19 protein-coding genes are annotated in these 21498 nt (G+C 72.1%); 7 read left to right on the top strand and 12 right to left on the bottom strand.

From position 1 onward, the window contains the following. The first annotated feature begins 11 nt into the window (after positions 1-11). On the top strand, positions 12-1568 hold the full coding sequence (locus C2865_RS31500) for an MFS transporter (RefSeq protein ID WP_106402280.1): 1557 nt from the start codon (positions 12-14) through the stop codon (positions 1566-1568). A 140-nt stretch (positions 1569-1708) separates the two neighbouring features. On the opposite strand, the gene C2865_RS31495 is transcribed toward C2865_RS31500, so the two are convergent. The 3 genes from C2865_RS31495 to C2865_RS31485 all read right to left on the bottom strand — a co-directional run bounded on the left by C2865_RS31495 (position 1709) and on the right by C2865_RS31485 (position 5062). Further along, complete coding sequence (locus C2865_RS31495) at positions 1709-2254, bottom strand: hypothetical protein (RefSeq protein ID WP_106402279.1); 546 nt, start codon at positions 2252-2254, stop codon at positions 1709-1711. 47 nt (positions 2255-2301) lie between these two features. Further along, the gene (locus C2865_RS31490) at positions 2302-3270 is read right to left on the bottom strand and encodes an Lrp/AsnC family transcriptional regulator (RefSeq protein WP_106402278.1); all 969 of its coding nucleotides are present in this window, start codon (positions 3268-3270) and stop codon (positions 2302-2304) included. Between the two features lie 292 nt (positions 3271-3562). Continuing rightward, on the bottom strand, positions 3563-5062 hold the full coding sequence (locus tag C2865_RS31485; protein ID WP_157963974.1) for a sulfatase-like hydrolase/transferase: 1500 nt from the start codon (positions 5060-5062) through the stop codon (positions 3563-3565). A 223-nt stretch (positions 5063-5285) separates the two neighbouring features. Between C2865_RS31485 and C2865_RS31480 the strand changes: the two genes are divergently transcribed. After that, the gene (locus C2865_RS31480) at positions 5286-5933 is read left to right on the top strand and encodes a YdcF family protein (RefSeq protein WP_106402276.1); all 648 of its coding nucleotides are present in this window, start codon (positions 5286-5288) and stop codon (positions 5931-5933) included. A gap of 14 nt (positions 5934-5947) precedes the next feature. Here the strand turns inward: C2865_RS31480 and C2865_RS31475 are convergent, their stop codons facing one another. From C2865_RS31475 to C2865_RS31450, 6 genes are all read right to left on the bottom strand, one after another. Next, positions 5948-7429, bottom strand: a complete 1482-nt coding sequence (locus tag C2865_RS31475) for an amidase (protein WP_106402275.1) — start codon at positions 7427-7429, stop codon at positions 5948-5950. Between the two features lie 96 nt (positions 7430-7525). Next, on the bottom strand, positions 7526-8308 hold the full coding sequence (locus tag C2865_RS31470) for an ABC transporter permease (protein WP_106402274.1): 783 nt from the start codon (positions 8306-8308) through the stop codon (positions 7526-7528). After that, on the bottom strand, positions 8305-9216 hold the full coding sequence (locus tag C2865_RS31465; RefSeq protein ID WP_106402273.1) for an ABC transporter ATP-binding protein: 912 nt from the start codon (positions 9214-9216) through the stop codon (positions 8305-8307). Before C2865_RS31465 ends, C2865_RS31470 begins: the two co-directional genes overlap by 4 nt. Further along, positions 9213-9812, bottom strand: a complete 600-nt coding sequence (locus tag C2865_RS31460) for a TetR/AcrR family transcriptional regulator (protein WP_106402272.1) — start codon at positions 9810-9812, stop codon at positions 9213-9215. The genes C2865_RS31465 and C2865_RS31460 overlap by 4 nt, the downstream gene beginning before the upstream one ends. A gap of 28 nt (positions 9813-9840) precedes the next feature. Continuing rightward, positions 9841-10389, bottom strand: coding sequence for a DinB family protein (locus C2865_RS31455; RefSeq protein ID WP_106402271.1), 549 nt, complete (start codon positions 10387-10389; stop codon positions 9841-9843). Positions 10390-10432: 43 nt separating this feature from the next. Beyond that, on the bottom strand, positions 10433-10972 hold the full coding sequence (locus C2865_RS31450; protein WP_106402270.1) for a glutathione peroxidase: 540 nt from the start codon (positions 10970-10972) through the stop codon (positions 10433-10435). A gap of 327 nt (positions 10973-11299) precedes the next feature. Between C2865_RS31450 and mltG the strand changes: the two genes are divergently transcribed. After that, entirely contained in the window at positions 11300-12721 is a 1422-nt protein-coding gene (mltG, locus tag C2865_RS31445) for an endolytic transglycosylase MltG (protein ID WP_106402269.1), read from the top strand. A gap of 7 nt (positions 12722-12728) precedes the next feature. On the opposite strand, the gene C2865_RS31440 is transcribed toward mltG, so the two are convergent. Beyond that, a complete protein-coding gene (locus tag C2865_RS31440; RefSeq protein ID WP_106402268.1) occupies positions 12729-15125 on the bottom strand; it encodes a hypothetical protein in 2397 nt (798 codons plus the stop codon). 300 nt (positions 15126-15425) lie between these two features. Between C2865_RS31440 and C2865_RS31435 the strand changes: the two genes are divergently transcribed. Both C2865_RS31435 and C2865_RS31430 read left to right on the top strand, forming a co-directional pair. Beyond that, positions 15426-16238: an SAM-dependent methyltransferase gene (locus C2865_RS31435; RefSeq protein ID WP_106402267.1), complete on the top strand. Its 813-nt coding sequence runs from the start codon at positions 15426-15428 to the stop codon at positions 16236-16238. Continuing rightward, complete coding sequence (locus tag C2865_RS31430; protein WP_106402266.1) at positions 16238-17422, top strand: cytochrome P450 family protein; 1185 nt, start codon at positions 16238-16240, stop codon at positions 17420-17422. The genes C2865_RS31435 and C2865_RS31430 overlap by 1 nt, the downstream gene beginning before the upstream one ends. A 13-nt stretch (positions 17423-17435) precedes the next feature. Here C2865_RS31430 and C2865_RS31425 read toward each other — a convergent pair whose 3' ends face one another. Together C2865_RS31425 and C2865_RS31420 are read right to left on the bottom strand one after the other, a co-directional pair. Then, entirely contained in the window at positions 17436-18077 is a 642-nt protein-coding gene (locus tag C2865_RS31425; RefSeq protein ID WP_106402265.1) for a TetR/AcrR family transcriptional regulator, read from the bottom strand. Between the two features lie 86 nt (positions 18078-18163). Then, positions 18164-18904 (bottom strand): SDR family oxidoreductase, encoded by a 741-nt coding sequence (locus tag C2865_RS31420; RefSeq protein WP_106402264.1) that lies wholly within the window; start codon positions 18902-18904, stop codon positions 18164-18166. 127 nt (positions 18905-19031) lie between these two features. On the opposite strand from C2865_RS31420, the gene C2865_RS31415 reads away from it, so the two are divergent. Both C2865_RS31415 and C2865_RS31410 read left to right on the top strand, forming a co-directional pair. Continuing rightward, entirely contained in the window at positions 19032-19832 is an 801-nt protein-coding gene (locus tag C2865_RS31415) for an SAM-dependent methyltransferase (RefSeq protein WP_157963973.1), read from the top strand. 13 nt (positions 19833-19845) lie between these two features. Next, on the top strand, positions 19846-21492 hold the full coding sequence (locus C2865_RS31410) for an amidohydrolase (RefSeq protein ID WP_106402262.1): 1647 nt from the start codon (positions 19846-19848) through the stop codon (positions 21490-21492). Positions 21493-21498: the final 6 nt, after the last annotated feature.

The following is a 21498-nucleotide window of genomic DNA, read 5'->3' as shown; positions in this document are numbered from 1 at the left end:
GAGGCGACACCATGAGTGAGGACACCGAGACGGCGCGGCCCGGCACGGGACGCGCCACCCGGCGGGAATGGGCGGGGCTCGCCCTCCTGGTGCTGCCCATGCTGATGTTGTCGACCGACCTGACCGTGCTGTTCTTCGCGCTGCCCGCGCTCAGCACGGACCTCGACGCCACCGCGACCCAGGCGTTGTGGATCGTGCACGTCTACGGATTCCTCATCGCCGGCTTCCTCGTCACCATGGGACGGCTCGGCGACCGCGTCGGCCCGCGGCGGCTCCTGCTGACCGGCTCCGCGGCGTTCGCCGTCCTGTCCGCCGTCGCGGCGTTCTCCGCCGACGCGCAGATGCTGATCATCGCCCGCGCCCTGCTGGGGATCGCCGGCGCCACCCTGATGCCCTCGCTCTTCTCCCTGCTGCGCACGATGTTCCCCGACGACGGGCAGCGCCGGCTCGCCATCGCCGTCATGTTCAGCGCCTTCTCCGTCGGCGGGGCGATCGGCCCGCTCCTGGGCGGGGCGCTGCTGGAGTCCTTCTGGTGGGGTTCGGTCTTCCTCATCAACGTGCCGCCCATGTTCCTGCTCCTGCTGGCGGGGCCCGCCCTCCTCCCGGAGCGCCGCGAGCGGACCACCGTCAGGCTCGACCCCGCGAGCGTCGTGCTCTCCGTGGCGGGAATGCTCGGCACGGTCTACGGGCTGCAGGAGCTCGCCGCCGGGCAGGAGACCGGCACGGGCTCAGCCTGGCCCGCCCTCGCCGCCACCGCAGGGGGACTGGTCCTCCTGGCCGTCTTCGTCCGCAGGCAGCTGCGGCTCCCCGACCCCTTGTTCGACCTCTCCCTCCTGGCCGCCCGCCGCATGTCCGCCTCGCTGGCGACGCTGCTGCTCGTCGGCGTCGGGGTCGTCGGCACGTTCTACCTGTTCACCCAGTACCTCCAGTGGGTCGCGGGCCTGTCGGCACTGCAGGCCGGGCTCTGGACGCTGCCGTACATCGTGGTGAACATCGCCGGGGCGATGCTCGCCCCCGCCCTCGCCGCACGCCTCCGCCCGGCGGTGGTCGTGGCGGCGGGCCTGGCCGTCGCCGCGCTCGGCGGCGTGCTGCTGGTCGTAGCGGCCGGCGCGGACGCGTCCCTCCCCCTCGTCGTGGCCGCCGCGTCGGTCACCGGCCTCGGCCACGGCGGGGCGATGGCCCTGGTCAGCGACCTGATCATCTCCAGCGCCCCGGCCGAGCAGACGGGTTCGGCGGCCGCCGTGCAGGAGGTCGGCGGAGAACTGGGGACCGCCCTCGGCATCGCGGCCGGCGGCGCGGTCAGCATGTTCGTCTACCGCACGTCGCTAGCCGAGACCATGCCGCCCGAGACCCCCGAGGCCACCGCCCGCACCGCACGCACCAGCATCCACGAGGGCATCGCCGTCGCCCAGGAGACCGCGCCCCACGACCCGGCCCTCCTCAACGCCGTACGAGACGCCATCACCCAGGGCCTGCAGACCTACGCCGGAGCAGGCGCCCTCCTCGTCGCCCTGGCCACCGCCCTCATCACCGCGGTCCTCGTGGTCCGCGACCGCCAGACATCATGAGACCCCCGCTCCTACCGCCCGAACCCGGCGAGCATCACCAGCACCTGCTCCCAGCCCTGCCGCTGGGCATCGGCATTCGCTTCACGAGTACCGAACAACTCGACCTCATGTCCGGTGAATCTCTGAGGAGGGGACTCGGGTTACCTCTGCCGGACGATGCGCTGGAACAGGTCCCAGGAAAAGGTCACATCGTACTCGGCAGCACCGATACGCAGTTCGTACGCCGCGTACGGTGACCATTCCTCTCCGTCGGCCAGCGGTCCGTAGGCCGCTTCCACCTCGGTCTTCGTCATGCTCCACGGCTCCAGTTCCAGAGGGTCGTCCGGTGCCGCGGGGGGTCGGCTTCCCGGGGCGCGGACAAAACGCCGGTCCCAGACGATTCCCTGGGCGTTGCCGTAGATCTCGAAAAGGAGGTCCTGCCACAGAGGAAGCGCATAGGTCCGGCACAGGTACGTCTCTCCGTCCGCCTCGCGTGGCTCCTCGCTCCGGGCGGGACCGAGGAGCCTGTCGAGTTCCTCGAACGCCGGGCGCATCCCGTATCTCTTCGCCATGATCCGTTCACCGGCCCGGACCATGGCCGCCCGGTCGGCGCCGAGTCGCGTGAGTGCGTCACGGACCTTTGGTTCGGGTGCTCTGGTCATCGCTCCCAGGACGAAAAGCTGGTAGTCGGCCGCCGTGACGTCCATGCGTTCCCTCCCGTCCGGGCTTGTGCGGTGTTCTTGTCGAGCGTAGGTCAGCGGTCGTAGGTGAGGGGTTTGGTTCGGCGGAGGACGAGGGTGGTCTCTGCGGTCTGGACGCCGGGCAGGGGGCCGATCTTTTCGTTCAGGTAGGTGTACAGGTCGGTGGGGGTGGGGCAGAGCACGGAGGCCACGAGGTTGGTCCGGCCGGTGGTGGCGGCGGCGAAGCGGACTTCGCGGTGGGTCGCCAGGGCTCGGCCCGCTTCGGCCAGGGCGTGGGGGGCGACGGTCAGCCAGCACATGGCTTCGACGTCCTGGTCCAGGTGTTCGCGGTCGTATTCGACGGCGAAGTAGAGCACTCCCGTGGCGCGTAGGCGATCCAGGCGGCGTTTGACGGTGGCTTCGGACTGGCCTGTGGCGGTCTGGAGTTCGGTGAGGGTGGCGCGGCCGTCGTGGTGCAGGGCGGACAGGAGAGCGCCGTCGACGGTGTCCAGGGTGGTGGGGGGTGTGGTGGGCGGGAGGGGCGGGGGGCGGAGGGCGGCTTCCTCGTCCGGGTCGAGGGCGTCGGTCTTGCGGAGCAGGCCGAACGGGCCGCCGTAGAAGGAGTGCAGGATGCCGTGGGCGCTGACCGAGGTGAGGCGCGGGGTGCTCCGAAGGCGTTCGAGGAGCGGTTCGTCGCGTTCCCGGCGGCTGCGCGGCTCCATCGCGCACATCACCTCGGTGCCGCCGGAGACCAGGCCCACGTACCGGGTGTCGGGGCGTTCGGCGAGGGTGGAGGCCAGCCGCTCGGCCACGTCGGGGATGCAGCCGAGCCGGATGATCCAGTTGTCGCGGCCCAGGCGGCTGTCGTCGGTCATCCCGGTCACGCGGAGCCGGGACGTGGAGCGCAGCCGCCTGAACCGGCGCGCGATGGTCTGGTCGGAGACTCCCAGCACGCGTGCGATCCGGCTGAACGACGCCCGCCCGTCGAGTTCCAGCGCTTGCAGGAGCTTCAGGTCGAGCTCGTCGAGCCTCTGGGACACCACGATTCCTCCTTCGGCGGGCGGACGGCGGGGCGCTCGGCGGCGGCCGGGCGGCGACGTTCAGCGCCGTCGAGAAACGCCTCGGAGACCGTGTCCAAGAAAGCCCTCCGCAGCAGGCGTGCGACCACGCCACCCTGCGTCATCTCCCCGTTCCGGGCGGCCCAGCACCCCTGAGCCGCAAAAATCCGACACCGGACACGGCTTCGGCGAGGTTTTCCGTGATGTGTTCAGAGCCCCGGTGGTCGGCTCCGCCGGGGCTCGGGTCCTTCACCTTCGCCCGGAGGGACGGACTGATTCAGCTGATGAGGCGCCAGGCCAGCGGGGGTTGCCAGGCATCCTTGAGGTGGCGCTGGGCCTCGCGGGCGATGTCGGGGCGCTTCTTGGCGAGGTTGCGCTTTTCGCCGGGGTCCTTGCTGAGGTCGTAGAGCTCGATGTCCCAGTCGGGGCCGGGCTCGGTGTAGGCGGGGCCGGGGGCGAAGCCGACCGCCTTCCAGTGGCCGAACCGTACGGCGGCGGCGGCGTTGCGGCCGCGGCCGTCGTCCTCCGCGCGGTGCGAGGGGGTGGCGCCTGCGTGCAGGCGGGCCCAGTAGAGGTACTCGTGGCGGGGCTGGGTTCCGCGGCCGGTGAGCGTCGCGCGCAGGGACAGGCCGTCGGTGCCGGGGGGCGTGTCGACGCCCGCGAAGTCGGCGAGGGTGGCGAGCAGGTCGTAGTGGACGGTGGGGTGGGCGGTGCGCTTCCCCCTGGTCCTGGACATGATCTTGGGCGACCAGACGACGAAGGGGACGCGGATGCCGCCCTCGTAGAGGTTGCGCTTGTAGCCGCGGTAGGGGCCGTTGGCGTTGAAGAAGTCGGGGCGGACGTTGCCTTCTTCGTGCGGGCCGTTGTCGGCGGTGAAGATGACGATGGTGTCGTCGTCCAGGCCGCGCCGGCGCAGGGAGTCCAGGAGGCGGCCGACGTAGGTGTCCAGCCGGGTGACCTGCGCGGCGTGGATCTTGTCGGCGCGACGCCAGTCCTTCTTCGCGTAGGAGCCGAGGCTCGGCGGCGGGGTGGTGCGGGCGTGCGGGAGCGGCAGGGTGAGCAGCAGCAGGAACGGGTCGTCCCCGCTGTCGCGCACGAATTCCAGGGCCCGGTCCATGATGAGATCAGGGCCGTAGTGGGGGCCGCGGTCGCCCTTGTTGCCCGGCAGGCGGGCCGGTTCCACCCCGTCCCACAGCTGTTCGGGGTAGTAGGTCTTGGCCGCGTAGTGGGTGAGGTAGCCGTAGAAGTCGGTGAACCCGTGCTGGTAGGGATGGGACGGGTTGGGCATCCGCCCGCCGAAGCCCCATTTGCCGAACACGCCGGTGCGGTAGCCGGCCTCCTGGAGCACGGTCGCGATCGTCGGGATGCCGGGCGGCAGCGGCAGGTCGCCGTCCTTGGGCGGGTTGCGGCGGACCGGGGAGTGCCCCACGTGCAGCCCGGTCAGCAGCGACGCCCGCGCCGGAGCGCAGACGGGAGCGGCCGCGTAGGCGTCGGTGAACCGCAGCCCCTCGCGGGCCATGCGGTCGATGCGCGGGGTCTTGATCTTCTTCTGCCCCTGGACGCCGATCTGCCCGTATCCGAAGTCGTCGGCGACGATCACCACGAAGTTCGGCCGGCCGGGCGCCCGGCGGGCGCGTGCCGTCCGCCTGCCCGGACCCTCGCCGGGGCCGGCGGCGTTGTCCGCGTTGACCGGGGCGGCCCCGGGGAGCGAAGCGGCGGCGGTGAGCGCCCCCAGGCCGAGCAGGAAACGGCGGCGGCTCGAGAATCCCTCACCCATGGTCGACAAGCGGGAACGAGCGGCGCCGGATCACGGTTCTCCACGGTCAGGGTAGGGGCGGGGGGGGTACTACCTACCGAAACAGCACGGGACATCCGGTATCGGAAGGCGGCATCGCAGACGCTACCTTCCCGACCGGCGTCCGGGACCTATCTCTTCTGGACCGTCACCCGTGAGATGCAAGATCGTTATGCCCCGTTCTCTACACAGAAGCCGAATTCACATGCCTCTGCCCGATGTCTACCGATCCGATGTGGAGACCCTGTGGGACTACCACCAGCTGAACCACCCCCTCCGCCCCGTGGACGTCGGCATCGGGCTGGGCAGCCACGACCCGGGCGTGGCCGTCCGCGCCGCTGAGCTCTTCCACCGGGGCCTCTTCCCCCTGGTCGTCTTCACCGGCGCCAACGCCCCCACCACGATCGCCCGCTTCCCCCGGGGTGAGGCCGTCCACTACCGGGAGCACGCCCTGCGGCTGGGCGTCCCCCCGGAGGCCGTCCTCGTCGAGACCGAGGCCGCCAACACCGGCCAGAACATCGAGTTCACCCGCCGCCTCCTGGCCTCCGAAGGCGTCGAGGCCCGCTCCGCCGTCCTGATCTCGCGCCCCTACCAGCAGCGCCGCGCCTACGCGACCGCCAGGAAGCTCTGGCCCGGACTCGACGTCGTCTGCACCTCCCGCCCCCTCCCCCTGGACGAGTACGTCCAGGACATCGGGGACGCCACCCGCGTCATCGACATGCTCGTGGGCGACACCCAGCGCATCGCCGAGTACCCCGCGCTCGGCTACGCCGTCCCCCAGGTCGTGCCGCCCGCGGTCCAGGCCGCCTTCGAACGGCTCGTCGCCGCCGGCTACACCTCCCGCCTCCTGTGACCGGGGCGCGCACGTCACAGAGGCGGGTCCTGGACGGGCCAGGGGTGTTCGGCCTCCAGCTGGGCGGCCAGGGAGAGGAGGGCGGGTTCGCCGCCCAGGCCGGCGACGAACTGGACGCCCAGGGGCAGGCCGGTCGCGGTGCGGTGGAGGGGGACGGACATGGCGGGGCGGCCGGTGATGTTGGCGAGCTGGGTGAAGGGGACCGGGGCGAGGTTGGCGATCAGCTGGTCCTGCCAGACGGGGGTCCTGGCGGCGGGGCCGGCCAAGCGCAGCAGGAGCATGAGCTCGCCGAACACGCGGAGCGGGCGCGGGGTGTCCAGGGCGCCGATCCGGACCGGAGGGCCCGCCAGGGAGGGGGTGAGCAGCAGGTCGTAGCGTTCGTGGAAGGCGGCCAGGGCGCGGGTGTAGGTGTTCCAGCGGGTGAGGGCGGCCAGGTAGTCGGCGGCCCTGACGGAGCGGGCGGAGCCGGCGAGCAGGCGGGTGTCGAGTTCGAAATCGCGGCGGCGCGCGCCGGTGTCGCGCCGGATCTGCGCGACGGTCGCGGCGGCCTCGCAGGACCACATCATGAGGAAGTCGCGGGCGAGCTGTTCGCCGTCGAGGTCGGGTTCGGCGGGCTCGACGGCGTGGCCGAGGCCCTCGAGCAGCTTCGCCGCGCCCTCCACGGCGGCGACCGCCTCCGGGTCGACGGGCGTGCCCAGGGGCGAGCGGGCGGTGAAGCCGATGCGCAGCCTGCTCGGTTCGCGCCGGGCCAGCTCCGCGTAGGGCATGGCGGGGCGCGCCGGCAGGTAGGGGCCGCCGAGGTCGTCGGCGGCCGTCATCACGTCGAGCATCATCGCGCTGTCCCGCACCGTCCGCGTGACGACGCCCTCGGTGGCGGCACCGTGGAAGTACTCGGCGTGGTGCGGGCCGCTGGAGAGCACGCCGCGCCCGGGTTTGAGGCCGAACAGCCCGCAGCACGCGGCGGGGATCCGGATGGACCCTCCCCCGTCGCTGGCGCCCGCGGCCGGCACGATCCCGGCGGCGACGGCCGCCGCCGACCCGCCCGACGAGCCGCCGGGCGTGTGGTCGAGGTTCCACGGGTTGCGGGTCGGCCCGTACGCCTCGGGCTCGGTGACGGACTTGGTGCCGAACTCCGGTGTGTTCGTCTTGCCGAAGACGACCAGTCCCGCCTCCAGCCAGCGCCGCACGACGACGCTGTGCTCCATCGCCATGTGGCCGCGCAGCGCCCGCGAGCCCCCGCCCGTGGGAAAGCCCTCGTAGTCCTGCATCAGGTCCTTGAGGAGGAACGGCACCCCGGCGAGCGGCCCCGACAGCCCGGCGCGGGCCCGTTCGCGGGCGAGGTCGTACATCGGGTACACGATCGCGTTCAGCCGGCCGTTGACCTCCTCGGCCCGCCCGATCGCCGCTTCCAGCACCTCGTCCGGCTGCACTTCGTTCTTCGCGACGAGCTCAGCCAGTCCGACGGCGTCGAACCGCCGGTACTCCTCATATCTCACACGTACCTGCCCTTATCGGAGCCGAGACCCGCGAGCACTATAGGCCTGCCCCTCCCCCTGCGGGCCTTTCCCGGCGCGGTGCGCGGGCGGCGGCGGTCAGCGGCCGGCCCGGGGGCTCCGCCACCAGGCGAGGGTGGCCAGGACGCCGCCGGCGGCGGTGAGCAGGGTGATCGCGAAGGAGGCCGGGCCCAGACGGGTGTCGGGGGTCAGGCCCGCCGCCACCGCCGGAACGGACCACGGCAGGAGGTCGCCCCGGCCGAGGGCCGCGGCGATCTGGGCCAGGACGAGGGCCGCGACGACGGCGGACAGGGCCGCCAGGTGGCTGCGGGTGGCGCAGGTGACCAGGGCCGCCGGGGTGGTGGCCGCCAGCATGAGGGCGGCGGCCGCCGCGGTCCGGGCCAGGCCGTCCTGCAGGAGGGCCGGGGTGGCTCCGGGGAGGTCCAGGGCCAGGCCGGCGATCATGACCACGCCGGTGAGCCAGCCGGTGAGGAGCGCCGACCACAGGGCAGCGACGGTGAACTTGGCGAGGACGACGGCGGAGCGGGGGACGGGGAGGGCCAGGAGGTAGCGCAGGGTGCCGGTGGCGAACTCCTGGCCGAAGATCCAGACGGTGATGAACGCGAAGACGAACAGGCCGCCCACGGCGATGATCTGGGCGAGGAGGCCCAGCAGGCCGGACCAGTCGGCGGTGAGGCCGGAGAGCTGCGCTTTCTGGTGGAGGATGCCGAGGCGGCGGGCCCGCACGGGATCGGCCAGGACGAACATGAACAGCGCCGCCATCGCGCCCGCCCCCGTCATCGCCAGAAGCGTCAGCAGCGGGGCCTTGGAACGGCGGGCCTTCAGCAGTTCGGCGGCGAGCGCGGCCCGGTAGCCGGTCATCGGGGTCCTCCGGTGAGGCGCAGGAAGTGTTCTTCGAGGTCCTCGGCCTCGACGGCGAGGCGGGTCGGCGGGGTCCCCGCGGACACGAGGCGGGTGGCGACGAGGTCGGGGCGCCGGACGGCCTCGGGGTCGGTGGCCGTCAGGCCGGCCGGTTCGTCGCGGGTGTCGATGCCGTGGTGGCGGAGCGCGGCGGCGGCGCGGCGCGCCAGTTCGGGGGTGCGGAAGTTCAGGACGAGCCGGACGGCGCCCAGGTCCTCGCCCGACAGCTCCTCGACGAGGCCGCCGTCGTGGATGATGCCGATGCGGTCGGCCAGGCGGGCCACCTCGTCGATGAGGTGGGAGGACATGAAGACGGTGACGCCGTCGCCGGCGAGGTCGTGCAGGAGCGTCCGGACGTCGACGACGCCCGCCGGGTCGAGGCCGTTGACGGGTTCGTCGAGGATCAGCAGGTCGGGGCGGTGCAGGAGGGCGAGCGCAAGGCCGAGGCGCTGCCGGTTGCCCAGGGAGAGCGCGCGGGCGCGGACACCGGCGTACCGGTGGAGGCCCAGGCGGTCGACGGCGTCGTCGACCGCGGCGGCCGCCAGGCCCCGGTAGCGTGCCGCGATGCGCAGGTGCTCCAGGACGGTGAGTCCCGGGTACAGGCCGGGGCCCTCCACGAGGTATCCGACGCGCGCCCACAGCGCGGAGGGGGTGCGGCCGCCCCGGACGGGTGTGCCGAGCAGGCTGACCTCGCCGGAGGTGGGCGTGATGAGGCCGAGCAGGACGCGGATCAGGGTGGTCTTCCCCGCGCCGTTGCGGCCGAGGAAGCCGTAGATCTCACCGGGGGCGATCGTGAGGTCCACGCCGTCGACGGCCGTCGTCCGGCCGAAGCGGTGCGTCAGGCCACGTGTCCGGATCGCGGTGCTCATTCCCGCACCTCTACGTGCACGTCGCGCCGCAACGACGTTTTCAGCCACGCCGTCAGTTCCTCGACGTGCTCGTCCCCGATGTCGGTGCGGTGCCATCCGGTGAAGATCAGCGAGCGCAGCAACCCGAGGAGGACCTGCTCGGAGACGTCCAGCACCATCCCCGCCTCCTGCAGCACGGCGAAGACCCGTTTGACCAGGCGGCTGTCGCGTTCCAGAAGCGCTTCCTGCTCCTCCAGCGGGCGGGAGTGCACCGCTCGCAGCCCTTCCTCGCTCATCAGGACCGCGAGGAAGGGGTCCCGTTCGAGCGCGCAGACGGCGCTGTCGACGAGCACGTCGACCACGTGGGCGGGATCCGCCCGCACCGCCTGCTCGATCCGGGCGTGCTCGGCCCGCTCGTGCTCGCCGAGCAGGGCCACCAGCAGCGCCTCCTTGCCGTCGAAGAAACGGTAGAACGCGCCTTTCGAGATCGCCGCCGCCTTCGCGAGCTCCTCGACGGTCGTTCCCCGGACCCCGCTTCGCGCGAAGGCCTCCCGCCCGGCGTTCAGCAGCCGTTCTCGTATCCGTGCGGACTCTTCGGTGGTGAAGGCTCTCGGCATGCCCCCACCGTAGGCCTATTTGACCGATCTAGGCAATACGGTCACTGCTGGCGGGGCGGGAGGCGGCGCGAAGGAGGCGGAGCTGGCCGATCTCGGTGACGTTCTTCATGAGTTCGGCGTTCACCCAGGCGATCGTGTGGGCGACGGTGTACTGGGGGTCGTCCTGCCACGGGAAGGTCGCGGGGGCGTCCAGCGCGGGCTCGTCGAGGTGCTCCAGGACCGTCAGCCACTCCTCGCGGAGGGCGCGCAGCCGGGCGACGGCGGCTTCGCCGTCGCCCGGCCAGGTGATCTCGGCGCGGTCGCGCGGGGCACGGGACCGGACGTGGTCGAGGGCCACGGACCACCACCAGTCGATGTGCCAGGTGAGCCAGGCGATGGTGGGGGTGGGGACCGGGTCGGGTTCGGTCTCGGCCCAGTCTGTCACCCACGTTCCGTCGGGAGCGGGGCGCACCGTCCAGCTGAGGGGGGACGGCTCCCACAGGAAGTCCTCCGGGACCAGCCGCTCCAGGTGGTACTCGGACAACGACCAGGTCAGGTCGAACTGCCAGCGCATCAGGTCACGTCGCGATGTGTTCATCGCCCGACCCTGGCACGCGGCCGACCGGCCGGGAAACGGGTTTTCAGGCGGGGAGGAGGGCGTCGAGGTCGGCGCGGATCTCCTCGGGCGCGGTGGTGGGCTCGTAGCGGCGGATGACCTTGCCTGCGCCGTCCACGAGGAACTTGGTGAAGTTCCACTTGACCTCGTCGGTGCCGATGGCCTCGGGACGGGTGTTCTTGACGTGCTCGTAGAGGAACCCGTGGTCGGGGCCGAAGTCACCGGGCGCCTCGGCGCGGAGGTGGGCGAAGAGCGGAGCCGCGTCCGGACCGTTGACGTCGAGCTTGGCGAAGACGGGGAAGGAGACGTCGAAATTGGTGGAGCAGAAGTCCTGGATTTCCGCGTCGGTGCCCGGCTCCTGGCCGCCGAACTGGTTGCAGGGGAAGCCGAGGACTTCCAGGCCGCGGCCCTGGAAGTCGCGGTAGAGGGCCTGCAGGCCCTCATATTGGGGCGTCAGGCCGCACTTGCTCGCGACGTTCACGATGAGCAGCACCTTGCCGGAGAAGTCCCCGAGGTCGCGGACGGTGTTGTCGGCGGCGGTCACCTGGAAGTCGTGGACGGTCATGGAGGGGCTCCTGTTCGTTCACCGGCCAGACAGACCGGTCTGTACGATACGGACGAAGAAGACACTAGACAGCGCCGCGGAGAACGTCAACACCGCCGCCCCTTTCGCCGGACGGGCGCAGATAACAATTTGCGACTGATATGTCACGCAGGAGGAGAGGACGGATCGCGCGACAAGCCGTATACTTCCCGGCCCAATAGGGGTTTTTGCTAAGAAAGCCGCCGCTGCGGTCATGTCGCCGGTCGGGACCAGGTCCCGGGCCGGTGGCCGGCGGACCGGAGAGAGCGCCGTACCGGGGACCGCCCGGAGGGCCGATCGAGGGAAGCAATGGTCAACGCGGATTTCTGGAGTGACGAGGAAGGCGGCTTCTGGGGGGAGGAAGCGAGGCGGCCCGGCCGGCGGGGCCACGGCGCGCCGCCCGCGACCGGCCGCAGCCCCCATCCGCCCGCCGCTCCCGCCCGGACGGGAGCGGCACGTGTCGCCCCCGCCCGGCCCGCCGCCCGATCCGCGGCCGCCCGGCCCGCCGCACGGCCCGCCCCGGCACGGCCCCTGCCCGCACGGCCCGGCCCCGTGCGGCCCGGCCCCACACGACCCGACGCCGACCGGCCCGACACCGCACGACCCGGTGCCGACCGGCGCAGCAGCCAGGCGACCACCGTCGACCTGCCGGTCCAGGCCAAGCCCGCCTCCCGGCGATCCGGAAGAAAACGGCGGAGCAGCGGGCTGGTGACCGCGCTCGCGGTGCTCATCCTCGTGGCGTCGCTCGGCGGAGGCGGCTACTTCGGCTACCTCGAGGTGAGGGACCGTTTCGGCGCCCCGGACTACTCGGGCCAGGGCACGGGGAGCGTCACCATCGAGGTGGCGGTCGGCGAGTACACCTCCCACGTGGGCGAGACGCTGGTGGAAGCCGACGTCGTCAAGTCCGTCAAGGCCTTCGTGCAGGCCGCCGGAGACCAGCTGAAGGGCCTCCAGCCCGGCTTCTACGACATGCGGAAGCAGATGTCGGCGGCCGCCGCGGTCGCCTTGCTGCTCGACCCGAAGTCCCGTACCGGGATCGTGGACGTCCCTCCCGGTAAATGGGCGGCCGAGGTGTACGCGCAGTTGTCGAAGGCCACCGGCATCCCCGTCGGGAAGTTCGAGCGGGTCGATGCCCGCACCCTCGGGCTCCCTGCCGCCGCCAAGGGCAACGTCGAGGGCTACCTGTTCCCCGGCCGCTACGACCTGCCGCCGGACGCGACCGCCCAGCAGCTGCTCAAGATGATGGTCACCCGGTTCAAGGAGGAGACCGAGGACATCGATTTCGACAAGGGCGCGAAGCTCGGGCTCACCCCCTCCGAGGTCGTCACCATGGCCAGCCTCATCCAGGCGGAGGCCGGGCGCCCCGGGGACTACCGCAAGATCTCGCGGGTCCTGTACAACCGGCTCGAGATCGACATGCCGATCCAGTTCGACACCGCGATCCTCTACGCGTGGCAGAAGCGCACCCTCGACGTGCGGAACAGGCATCTGGAGATCGACTCGCCCTACAACCTCTACCAGAACAAGGGTCTGCCGCCGGGTCCGATCGGCAGTCCGGGCGTCACCGCCCTCAAGGCGGTCCTGAATCCCGCCCCGGGCCCGTGGATCTTCTTCGTGGCGACGAACCCGACCAAGCGCATCACCAAGTTCACCGACGACCCCGAAGAGTTCGACAAGTTCAAGGCGGAGTTCAACCAGTGGCTGGAGGACAACCCCCAACCGAAGGACTGACCGGCGCTCAGCCGAACCAGGAGCGGGACCTGCCGGAGCGGGCGAGGGACAGCACCCAGGCGGCGAGTTCCTCCAGTTCCCCGCGGGTGCGGTCGGACAGGTAGAGGACCTCGTCGTCCAGCGGGTCCATCATGACGTTCTGCAGGAGCTGGTACTGGTACTCGATCTCCAGGAGGGTCTCGCGGGCGGTGTGCTCGCGGATCTCCGCCACCAGGGCGGGGTGCAGCGTCCGCACGACCGCGCGGCCGAGGGCCAGGGCGAACTCCTCGGCCTCCCGCCTGCTCCAGCCGAGCAGCGTGAAGGCGTGGCGGATGCCGTTCAGCAGCCGGACGGCGCGGTCGCCGGTGAGGTGCCAGCGGGACCGGGTGAGGTGCTCCACCACTACTTCCAGCGGGACGTGACGGTCGATCGCCTCGGCGCAGAGCCTCGCCACGAGCTCGGGTTCGGCTTCCGGCCGCAGGCATGTCAGCGTGAGCGGCACTTCCTCGGCCGCCAGCTGCGGCAGGCGGGTGAGCGCGCGGTGGCGCCAGGCCGCGTACTGCTCGTCCTCGATCAGCGCCGGCTCCACGGCACGGCCCGCGAGCACCACTCGTGCCAGCTCCAGAACGTCCTCACGGGCGGAGACGAGTCCGAGCACCGCGGCCACGCAACGCGGATCCGTCTGCCAGGACCAGGTGTTCAAGTGAGCGGTCAGCCGCGTGATGACAGGTGCCGCGACGCCGGGAAGCGCGCAGAGCCGTTCGAAAGACTCCTGATACCTCGTCCAGTCGCCCACCGCAGCGCTCTGCAGGTGCCGAGGCGGGCGGTCCAGCAGCAGAAGAAGGCCGTCCGCGACGCCTTGGTCACCCGCATGGACCGGTTCCAGTTCGGCCAGCTCGATGGACCAGAAACCACGATCTGGCACGGTCCCGCGAGCCAGCAGCGCAGCGAACGCGGGTAGGACGCTCTCCAGCCTCCCGGCAGCGGCCGCCGTACGCAGCAGCATCTTCAGGCAGCCGGGCCCGCGGACCACGATCCTGGAAAGCGCGTTGGTGTCCACGGACGCCCCGTCACCACGCAGTACGCGGGAGAACGGCACGAGGAGATCCGCCGGTACGAAGCGCTTCAACCTCTCGTACCACTCGTCCAGATCCTTCTCCGGGTCGCACGCGAGCTGGTGGAACAGCTCGTACAGCACCGGACCGTTGTCCGCGAGAGCGCTGAAGGTCAGCGTGTACTCCCCTTTGCTGCGAGTACGCACCAGCCGCGCCACCGCGCTCTCTCCCCCGGGCGCTCCTTCCAGGCTCTTCTGCGGGTCCGGACATCTGACGAGCCGGGCGAGGAAGGCGTCCGCGAAACCCAACCGCTCGGCCGACCACAGGTAGCGCACCGTCTCGAGCTCCGGCTCCAGTTGCCAGAGCTTGGCCCGCGCTGCTTTGACCAGCACCTCGAAGTCGCCTCCCGCCTCTGCCCAGAGCGGCTCGACCACCATGAGGTCCTCGACGTTCCCCCGGGCCACCAGCTCGTTGAACAGGTACCGGCGGTCCTCGGCGGAGGGCAGTTCCCGGAAGCGCCCGGACGCGAACAGCCGGTGCAGCCCGTCGTAGGAGAGGCGCCCCTCCCTGGCCGCCCGCAACACCACGCCGGGCAGGTCCAGCTCGTCCAGCATCTGGAGTGCCGCTGCGGTGCCCGGCCCGGCGAGCGGCTCCACCTGCTCCGCGAGGTGGCCCACGACCTTCGCCGGCGGCAGCCCGGCCAACCGTGCCAGGTACACGTTCCCGGCGGGCGGGGAGGGCTCCTGCCAGTCCAGCTCCGCCGAACCCGGGGCGCACCGGGAGGCGAAGGACAAGCCGTCCCCGCCCTCTCCAGTGCTCACGACGAGTCCCGCCCGCAGCCCGTAGGGCAGCAGCGCGCCCACCGCGTCGCAGAACGCCAGCCGCTCCTCCAGGGAGAGCTCCCCTGCCCGGGTGACGGTCACCGGACCGGCCAGGAGCAGCGCCGCGGCGGCGGCCGCCCGGTCGTGCCCGAACCGCTCCACCAGAGCGGTCCGCTCCTGCGCCGATGTCGCGGGCAGTTCGACGTGCAACTCCTTGCCGTCCGGCGGAGGCTCTCTCCCCTTCAGCGCCGCATACAGATCGCCATAACCGATCCGCCCTTCGGAGAGAATCGCGTAGGGAACGGAGAAATATCTGCTGAGCGGAAGGGGGCGGCCTATGGCGTCGATATCGCGCGACCACTCCTGGATCATCACCTCGAACCGGTCCTCGACGACCCCGCCGAACGTCACCCGCGGGCCGGCCGAGGGGGCCGCCGCGGGAAAACGCGCGAAGACCCCGGCCAGACCGGGCACGCGCCCGCCGGAGGCGAGGACCGTGTACTCCTCATGGCAGGCGCGCAGCGCCCAGCCCACCTCCGCCCGGATCACACCTCAGCTCCTCGGCTCCGCCCCCGGAACCACCGCCTGATGAATTCTCACCCTAACCCCCGGCGCCCCACTGATCCACTCCCCTTTCTGACAGTTGCCGAAAGACGGGTGACCGGCGAGTTACGGCCACCCCGGCAGTGCGGTGAAAGGGAGCCGAAAAGCGAGACCGAATGGCTTCCCGCGGAATTCTCCCCGGCGCCTGGCCGGATCCGGCCATCCGGTCCGCCGGCGGCCGCCGGAGCACACCCGAACGTCCCTAAGATCAAGTTGCCGGGACCCGAGTGGGGGGAGACCACGCACATGAGCACCGAGGAACGGCCGCCTTCCTGGGTGATCAACCCGGAGATCCCCAGCGTGGCCAGGATGTACGACTACTACCTGGGCGGCAAGGACAACTTCGCCGCCGACCGCAGGGCCGGGGACCGGGCGGTGGAGGCCGTGCCGTACGTGGCGGAGTTCGTCCGGGCCAACCGGAGGTTCCTCTCCCACGCGGTGACGCTGATGGCGCGGCGGGGCGTCCGTCAGTTCATCGACATCGGCTCCGGGCTCCCCACCCAGGAGAACGTGCACCAGGTGGCGCAGCGCGTCGTCCCCGACGCCAGGGTCGTCTACGTCGACAACGACCCGATCGTGCTCGTCCACGGCAGGGCCCTGCTGGCCGGCGACCCGTTCACCACGGTCGTCCAGGGCGACCTGCGCGAGCCGCAGGCCGTCCTCGACCACCGCGAGGTCGCCGCGCAGATCGACTTCGACCGGCCCGTCGGCCTCCTGATGCTGGCCATCCTGCATTTCGTCCACGACGAGGACGGGCCCGCGCGGATCGTCGAGCAGCTGCGGAAGCGGCTCGCGTCCGGCAGCTTCGTGGCCCTCTCGCACGGCCACGCGGGACGGATCTCCCCGGAGGCCGAGTCGCAGGTCCGCTCCGCCTACGGAGGGACGGCCGCCGGGGACATCGTGCCCCGCACCCCCGAGCAGATCATGGCGTTCCTCGACGGCACCGAACTGCTCGGGCCCGGCCTGGTCCCGGTGGAGGCGTGGACTCCGGACACCGAGCCGTTCACTCCCGACCTGGCCAAGGCGGGCTTCCTCGCCGCCGTGGGAAGGATTCCCTGATGCTGTCGTGGGAGTTCCTGCTCAGCCGCGAGTTCAGCAGCGACCCGTACGCCGCCTACGCGAAGCTGCGCGAACAGGGGCCCGTGCACCGGATCGACTTCCCGCCCGGTGCCGAGGCCTTCCTCGTCGTCGACCACGAGCACGGCCGGGCCGCGCTGAACGACCCCCGGCTGTCCAAGGACACCGCGCACAGCTCCCTGCCCGTCTCGGGAGAGCTGTTCTTCGGCGGCACCATGCTGGGCGTGGACCCGCCCGACCACACCCGCCTGCGCGGTCTCGTCGCCAAGGCGTTCACCGCACGGCGTGTGGAGGCGTTGCGGCCCCGCGTCCGGGAACTCGCGGACGGGCTGCTCGACGCGATCGCGCCGCGCGGCGAGGCCGACCTCATCGCGGACTTCGCCGTCCCGCTGCCCGTCCAGGTCATCTGCGAGCTCCTGGGCGTTCCCGCCGCGGACCGCGACGACTTCCGCGCGTGGACGTCCGTCCTCACCGCACCCGTCCTGGACCGCGAGGCCGCCGGACGCCGCCGTGAGACCGCCCGCGCCTTCAACGGCTACCTGCGCGAGGTCTTCGCCGACCGCCGCGCCGAACCGCGCGACGACCTGATCACCGCGCTCCTGCGCGCCCGCGACGGCGACGCCGCCCTCACCGAGACCGAGCTGCTCAACACCATCGCCCTGCTGATCATCGCCGGTCACGACACCACCGTGAACCTCATCGGCAACGGCGCCCTGGCCCTCCTGCGCTCCCCCGCCCAGCTCGAACTGCTGCGCGGCGACCCTTCGCTCCTCCCCGGCGCGGTCGAGGAACTTCTGCGCTACGACGGCCCCCTGGAGCGCGCGAGCCAGCGCGTCGCCCTGGAGGACCTGGAGATCGCCGGAACTCCCGTCCCCAGGGGCTCCTGGGTGCACGTCTCCCTCGCCGCGGCCGACCGCGACCCCGCCGCCTTCCCCGACCCCGACACCCTGGACGTCACCCGCCCCACCGCCCGCCATGTGGCCTTCGGCCACGGCCTGCACTTCTGCCTCGGCGCTCCGCTGGCCCGGCTGGAAGGCCAGGTCGCCCTCGGCGCCCTCCTGGCCCGCCTCCCGTCTCCTGCCCTGGCCGTGCCGCCCGAAGACCTCCGGTGGCACCGCGACGGCTCCATCGTCCGCGGCCTCGAGTCCCTTCCCGTCCGCTTCTGACGGTCCCGGGTGGTCAGGCGGAGCCGGTGTCCGCGCCGAAGACGCCCGACTCCCACAGGGCCCGGACGTGGGCGACCAGCTGGAGCCGCACAGCGTCCAGTCCGTCGCGGTCGTTCTGCGCGACCGGGTTCGCGATGAGGGCGCCGGTGGCCGCGGAGAGCATCTGGCACGCCAGCAGGCCCCGCTCACCTGAGGCGCCCAGGATGTCGGCGTGCACGGAGGTCATGGCCTCCTGGAGTTCGCGGCGGCGGACGACGGCCTCGGGCCCGGCCGCGTAGACCTCGACCAGGCACAGCCGGGCGGCGGGCCACTCCTCCTTGAGCGCCTCGAGGTAGCCGGTCACGGCCCGCTCGTACCGCTCCACCGGGCCTCCCCCGCCGGACGTCTCGAGCGCCTGCGCGACCCGTCCGAGGAGCAGCCGGGTCGAGGACTCCAGGGCGGCCATGAAGCAGTCGAGCTTGGAGTCGAACAGCCGGTAGAAGCTCAACCGCGACACCCCGGCGCGCTTCAGGACGTCCTCCACCGAGGTGCCGACGTAGCCCTCCTCGACCATGGCCTCGGCCATCGCCCGGCAGAGCCGCTCCCGCTGCACGCGGGCCACCTCCTGCGGGGGCAGCGCGTTCCGTCCCCTCGGCAACCGGCGTGGCGTCGACATCCGTTCACTCTAGGACAGCCGGCGGCCTCCCTGATCAGCCCTCTTTCCCCGGCGGCGGCCCCGGAGGCGGGGCCGCCGCGGTCGGGTCACGCCTTGCGCCAGTCCTCGTAACGGGTCTGCGCCAGCGGCGCGCCGACCTCGGGGATGAGCGAGCGCTCGGCGGGCACGGCGCCGAAGTAGCGGGCGTGCGGGTCGGCGACGACCTCGCGCGGGTCGCCGTTCGCCGCCAGGAAGTCCCGGATGATCTCGTCGAACCGGAACTGCTCCGGCCCCGCCACCTCGATCCCGCCGTTCAGCGGCTCCTCGACGGCCACCTCGGCGACCGTCCTGGCGACGTCCTGCGCCGCGATGGGCTGGAACAGCACCGGCGGCACCCGGACGACGTCGCCGTCGGCCGCCGCCTGCACGATCCCGGGGAGGAACTCGAAGAACTGCGTCGCGTGGACGATCGAGTAGGGGATCCCCGACTCCTGGATCATGTCCTCCTGCACGGCCTTCGCCCGGAAGTAGCCGTTCTCGGGCAGCCGCCTGGTCCCCACGATCGAGAGCGCCACGTGGTGCCCCACCCCGGCCGCCCTCTCCGCGGCGATCAGGTTGCGGGTCGAGGTCCGGAAGAACTCCAGCACCGCGTCCGGCTCGAACGACGGCGAGTTCGTCACGTCGACGACCGCCGACGCCCCCTCCAGCACCTCGGCCAGCCCCTCCCCGGTGAGCACGTCCACCCCCGAGCTCGGCGACGCCGCCACCGCCTCGTGCCCCCGCGCCTCCAGCTCCCGCACCACCTTCGAGCCGATGAGCCCGGTACCGCCGATGACCACGATCTTCATTCTCGTCCCCCAGAGTCGTTCTCGTTCTTCCGTCCTACCACCGGCCCGGCGGGAGGCCCCGGGGCGCCGCGAATGGAGAATCACTATTTTCTAGTGATCTGCCTGCCTCGCACCTAAGATCACCTCTGTGACGGAAGCAACCGCGCCCAAGGGCGTCGACCCCACCGTTCCCTCTCCCGCCCGGATCTACGACGCCATGCTCGGCGGCAAGGACAACTACGAGTCCGACCGCCGGGTCCTGGGCCTCCTGAGCGACCTCTACCCGCACGCCGCGACCACCGCACGGGAGAACCGCGCCTGGCTGGGACGGGCCGTGCGGTACCTGGCCGGGGAGGCCGGCGTCCGGCAGTTCCTCGACATCGGCGCGGGGCTTCCCACCCAGGAGAACGTGCACCAGGTCGCGCAGGCCGTCGACCCGTCCTGCCGCGTCGTGTACGTCGACAACGACCCCGTCGTCCTGGCGCACGGGCAGGCGCTGCTGGCCGGGTCGCAGAACGTCGCCGTCTTCGAGGGCGACCTCGCGGACGTCGACGCCGTCCTGGAGCGGGCCCGCGAGACCCTGGACTTCACCCGCCCGGTGGCCGTGCTGCTCAGCGCCGTCCTGCACTTCTTCACCGACGACCAGGACCCGTACCCGCTCGTCGGCCGCCTGCGCGACGCCCTCTCCCCCGGCGGCCACATCGCCCTCTCCCACGGCACCGGCGACATCGGCAGCGACGACTCCAAGACCTTCACCGACGCCTACTCCCAGCGGGTGAGCAGCAGCCTCTTCCTGCGCGACCACGCCCAGGTGGCCGCCTTCTTCGACGGCCTCGAACCGGTCGAACCCGGCATCGTCCACGCCGTCCACTGGCGGCCGGAGCCCGGCACCGAGCCGCGCCCGGTGGAGGAGGCGCCCGTCTACGCCGGGATCGGCCGCCTCGTCTGAGAGGCTTGGACGCATGACGCACCACCCCGCCGACCTGCTGTTCACCGGTGGCCCCGTCCTGACCATGGACTCCGCGCGCACGCGGGCCACCGCCCTGGCCGTGCGCGGCGGGCGGATCATCGCCGTGGGGCACGGCGAGGTCGCCGAGCTCGCCGGACCGCGCACCGAGCGCGTCGGCCTGCGGGGGCGGGTGCTGATGCCGGGCTTCCAGGACGCCCACGTCCACGCCGTCATGGGCGGGATGGAGCTGAACCAGTGCAACCTGGCCGGCACCGTCGACCGGCGGGAGTACCTGCGCCGGATCCGCGCCTACGCCGACGCCCACCCCGAGAAGGAGTGGATCACCGGGGGCGGCTGGTCGATGGAGAGCTTCGAGGGCGGCGTGCCCACCCGCGACCTGCTCGACGCGGTGGTGCCCGACCGGCCCGTCTACCTCGCCAACCGCGACCACCACGGGGCGTGGGTCAACAGCCGCGCGCTGGAGATCGCCGGGATCACCGCCGCCACCCCCGACCCGCCCGACGGCCGGATCGAGCGGGACGCCGCCGGGAAGCCCGCGGGCGCGCTCCAGGAGGGCGCCATGGTCCTGGTGGACGCGCACATCCCCGACGCCACGCCGCAGGAGCGGCTCGACGGGCTGCTGCGCGCCCAGGAACTGCTGCACGGACTCGGCATCACCGCCTGGCAGGACGCCCTGCTCGGCGGCAGGGACGGCTACCCCGACTTCTCCGACGCGTACCTGACCGCCGCACGCGAGGGGCTGCTCACCGCGAGCGTGGAAGGCGCGCTGTGGTGGTCCCGCCACCGCGGCATGGAGCAGATCCCCGAGCTGCTGAAACTGCGCGAGCAGCTCACCTTCGGCAGGCTGCGCTGCCACACCGTCAAGATCATGCAGGACGGCATCGCGGAGAACTTCACCGCCGCGATGACCGGCCCGTACCTGGACGGCTGCGGTTGCGCCACCGCCAACAGCGGGCTCAGCTTCGTCGACCCGGAGGCGCTGAAGGAGTACGTGCCCGCGCTGGACGCGCTCGGCTTCCAGGTGCACTTCCACGCGCTCGGCGACCGGGCCGTCCGGGAGGCGCTGGACGCCGTGCAGGCCGCCCGCGCCGCCAACGGATGGCGCGACACCCGCCATCACCTGGCGCACCTGCAGGTCGTCCACCCCGAGGACGTGCCGAGGTTCCGCGAGCTGGGCGCCACCGCCAACATCCAGCCGCTGTGGGCCGCGCACGAGCCGCAGATGGACGAGCTGACGATCCCGTTCCTCGACCCCGAGCGCGCCTCCTGGCAGTACCCCTTCGGCGATCTCCTGCGCGCCGGGGCGACCCTGGCCGCGGGCAGCGACTGGCCCATCAGCAGCGCCGACCCCCTGCAGGGCGTCCACGTGGCGGTCAACCGGGTCGTGGCGGGCCACGACGCGCCGCCCTTCCTCCCCGGGCAGTCCCTGGACCTGGCCACCGCGCTGGCCGCCTACACCGCGGGCAGCGCCTACGTGAACCACCTGGACGACACCGGGAGCCTGCGGCCGGGGAACCGCGCCGATCTCGTCGTCCTGGACCGCGACCCCTTCGACGGCCCCGCCGATGCCGTCGCGAGCACCCGCGTGGCGCTCACCTACGTGGACGGGCGGCGCGTGCACGCCGCCCCCGACGCCTGAGCGGGG

The organism is Actinocorallia populi (genome assembly GCF_002995495.1).
Classification (GTDB): Bacteria; Actinomycetota; Actinomycetes; order Streptosporangiales; family Streptosporangiaceae; genus Actinocorallia; species Actinocorallia populi.
This window is presented reverse-complemented; position numbering and strand designations above follow the sequence as displayed.

Bases quoted from the DNA above. Each gene is read 5' to 3' on its own strand.
- C2865_RS31435 (WP_106402267.1), top strand. From the start codon at position 15,426: ATGAGCACCGAGGAACGGCCGCCTTCCTGGGTGATCAACCCGGAGATC.
- C2865_RS31410 (WP_106402262.1), top strand. From the start codon at position 19,846: ATGACGCACCACCCCGCCGACCTGCTGTTCACCGGTGGCCCCGTCCTG.
- C2865_RS31500 (WP_106402280.1), top strand. From the start codon at position 12: ATGAGTGAGGACACCGAGACGGCGCGGCCCGGCACGGGACGCGCCACC.
- C2865_RS31495 (WP_106402279.1), bottom strand. From the start codon at position 2,254: ATGGACGTCACGGCGGCCGACTACCAGCTTTTCGTCCTGGGAGCGATG.
- C2865_RS31465 (WP_106402273.1), bottom strand. From the start codon at position 9,216: ATGAGCACCGCGATCCGGACACGTGGCCTGACGCACCGCTTCGGCCGG.
- C2865_RS31470 (WP_106402274.1), bottom strand. From the start codon at position 8,308: ATGACCGGCTACCGGGCCGCGCTCGCCGCCGAACTGCTGAAGGCCCGC.
- C2865_RS31480 (WP_106402276.1), top strand. From the start codon at position 5,286: ATGCCTCTGCCCGATGTCTACCGATCCGATGTGGAGACCCTGTGGGAC.
- C2865_RS31450 (WP_106402270.1), bottom strand. From the start codon at position 10,972: ATGACCGTCCACGACTTCCAGGTGACCGCCGCCGACAACACCGTCCGC.
- C2865_RS31430 (WP_106402266.1), top strand. From the start codon at position 16,238: ATGCTGTCGTGGGAGTTCCTGCTCAGCCGCGAGTTCAGCAGCGACCCG.
- C2865_RS31425 (WP_106402265.1), bottom strand. From the start codon at position 18,077: ATGTCGACGCCACGCCGGTTGCCGAGGGGACGGAACGCGCTGCCCCCG.
- mltG (WP_106402269.1), top strand. From the start codon at position 11,300: ATGGTCAACGCGGATTTCTGGAGTGACGAGGAAGGCGGCTTCTGGGGG.
- C2865_RS31420 (WP_106402264.1), bottom strand. From the start codon at position 18,904: ATGAAGATCGTGGTCATCGGCGGTACCGGGCTCATCGGCTCGAAGGTG.
- C2865_RS31485 (WP_157963974.1), bottom strand. From the start codon at position 5,062: ATGGGTGAGGGATTCTCGAGCCGCCGCCGTTTCCTGCTCGGCCTGGGG.
- C2865_RS31455 (WP_106402271.1), bottom strand. From the start codon at position 10,389: ATGAACACATCGCGACGTGACCTGATGCGCTGGCAGTTCGACCTGACC.
- C2865_RS31460 (WP_106402272.1), bottom strand. From the start codon at position 9,812: ATGCCGAGAGCCTTCACCACCGAAGAGTCCGCACGGATACGAGAACGG.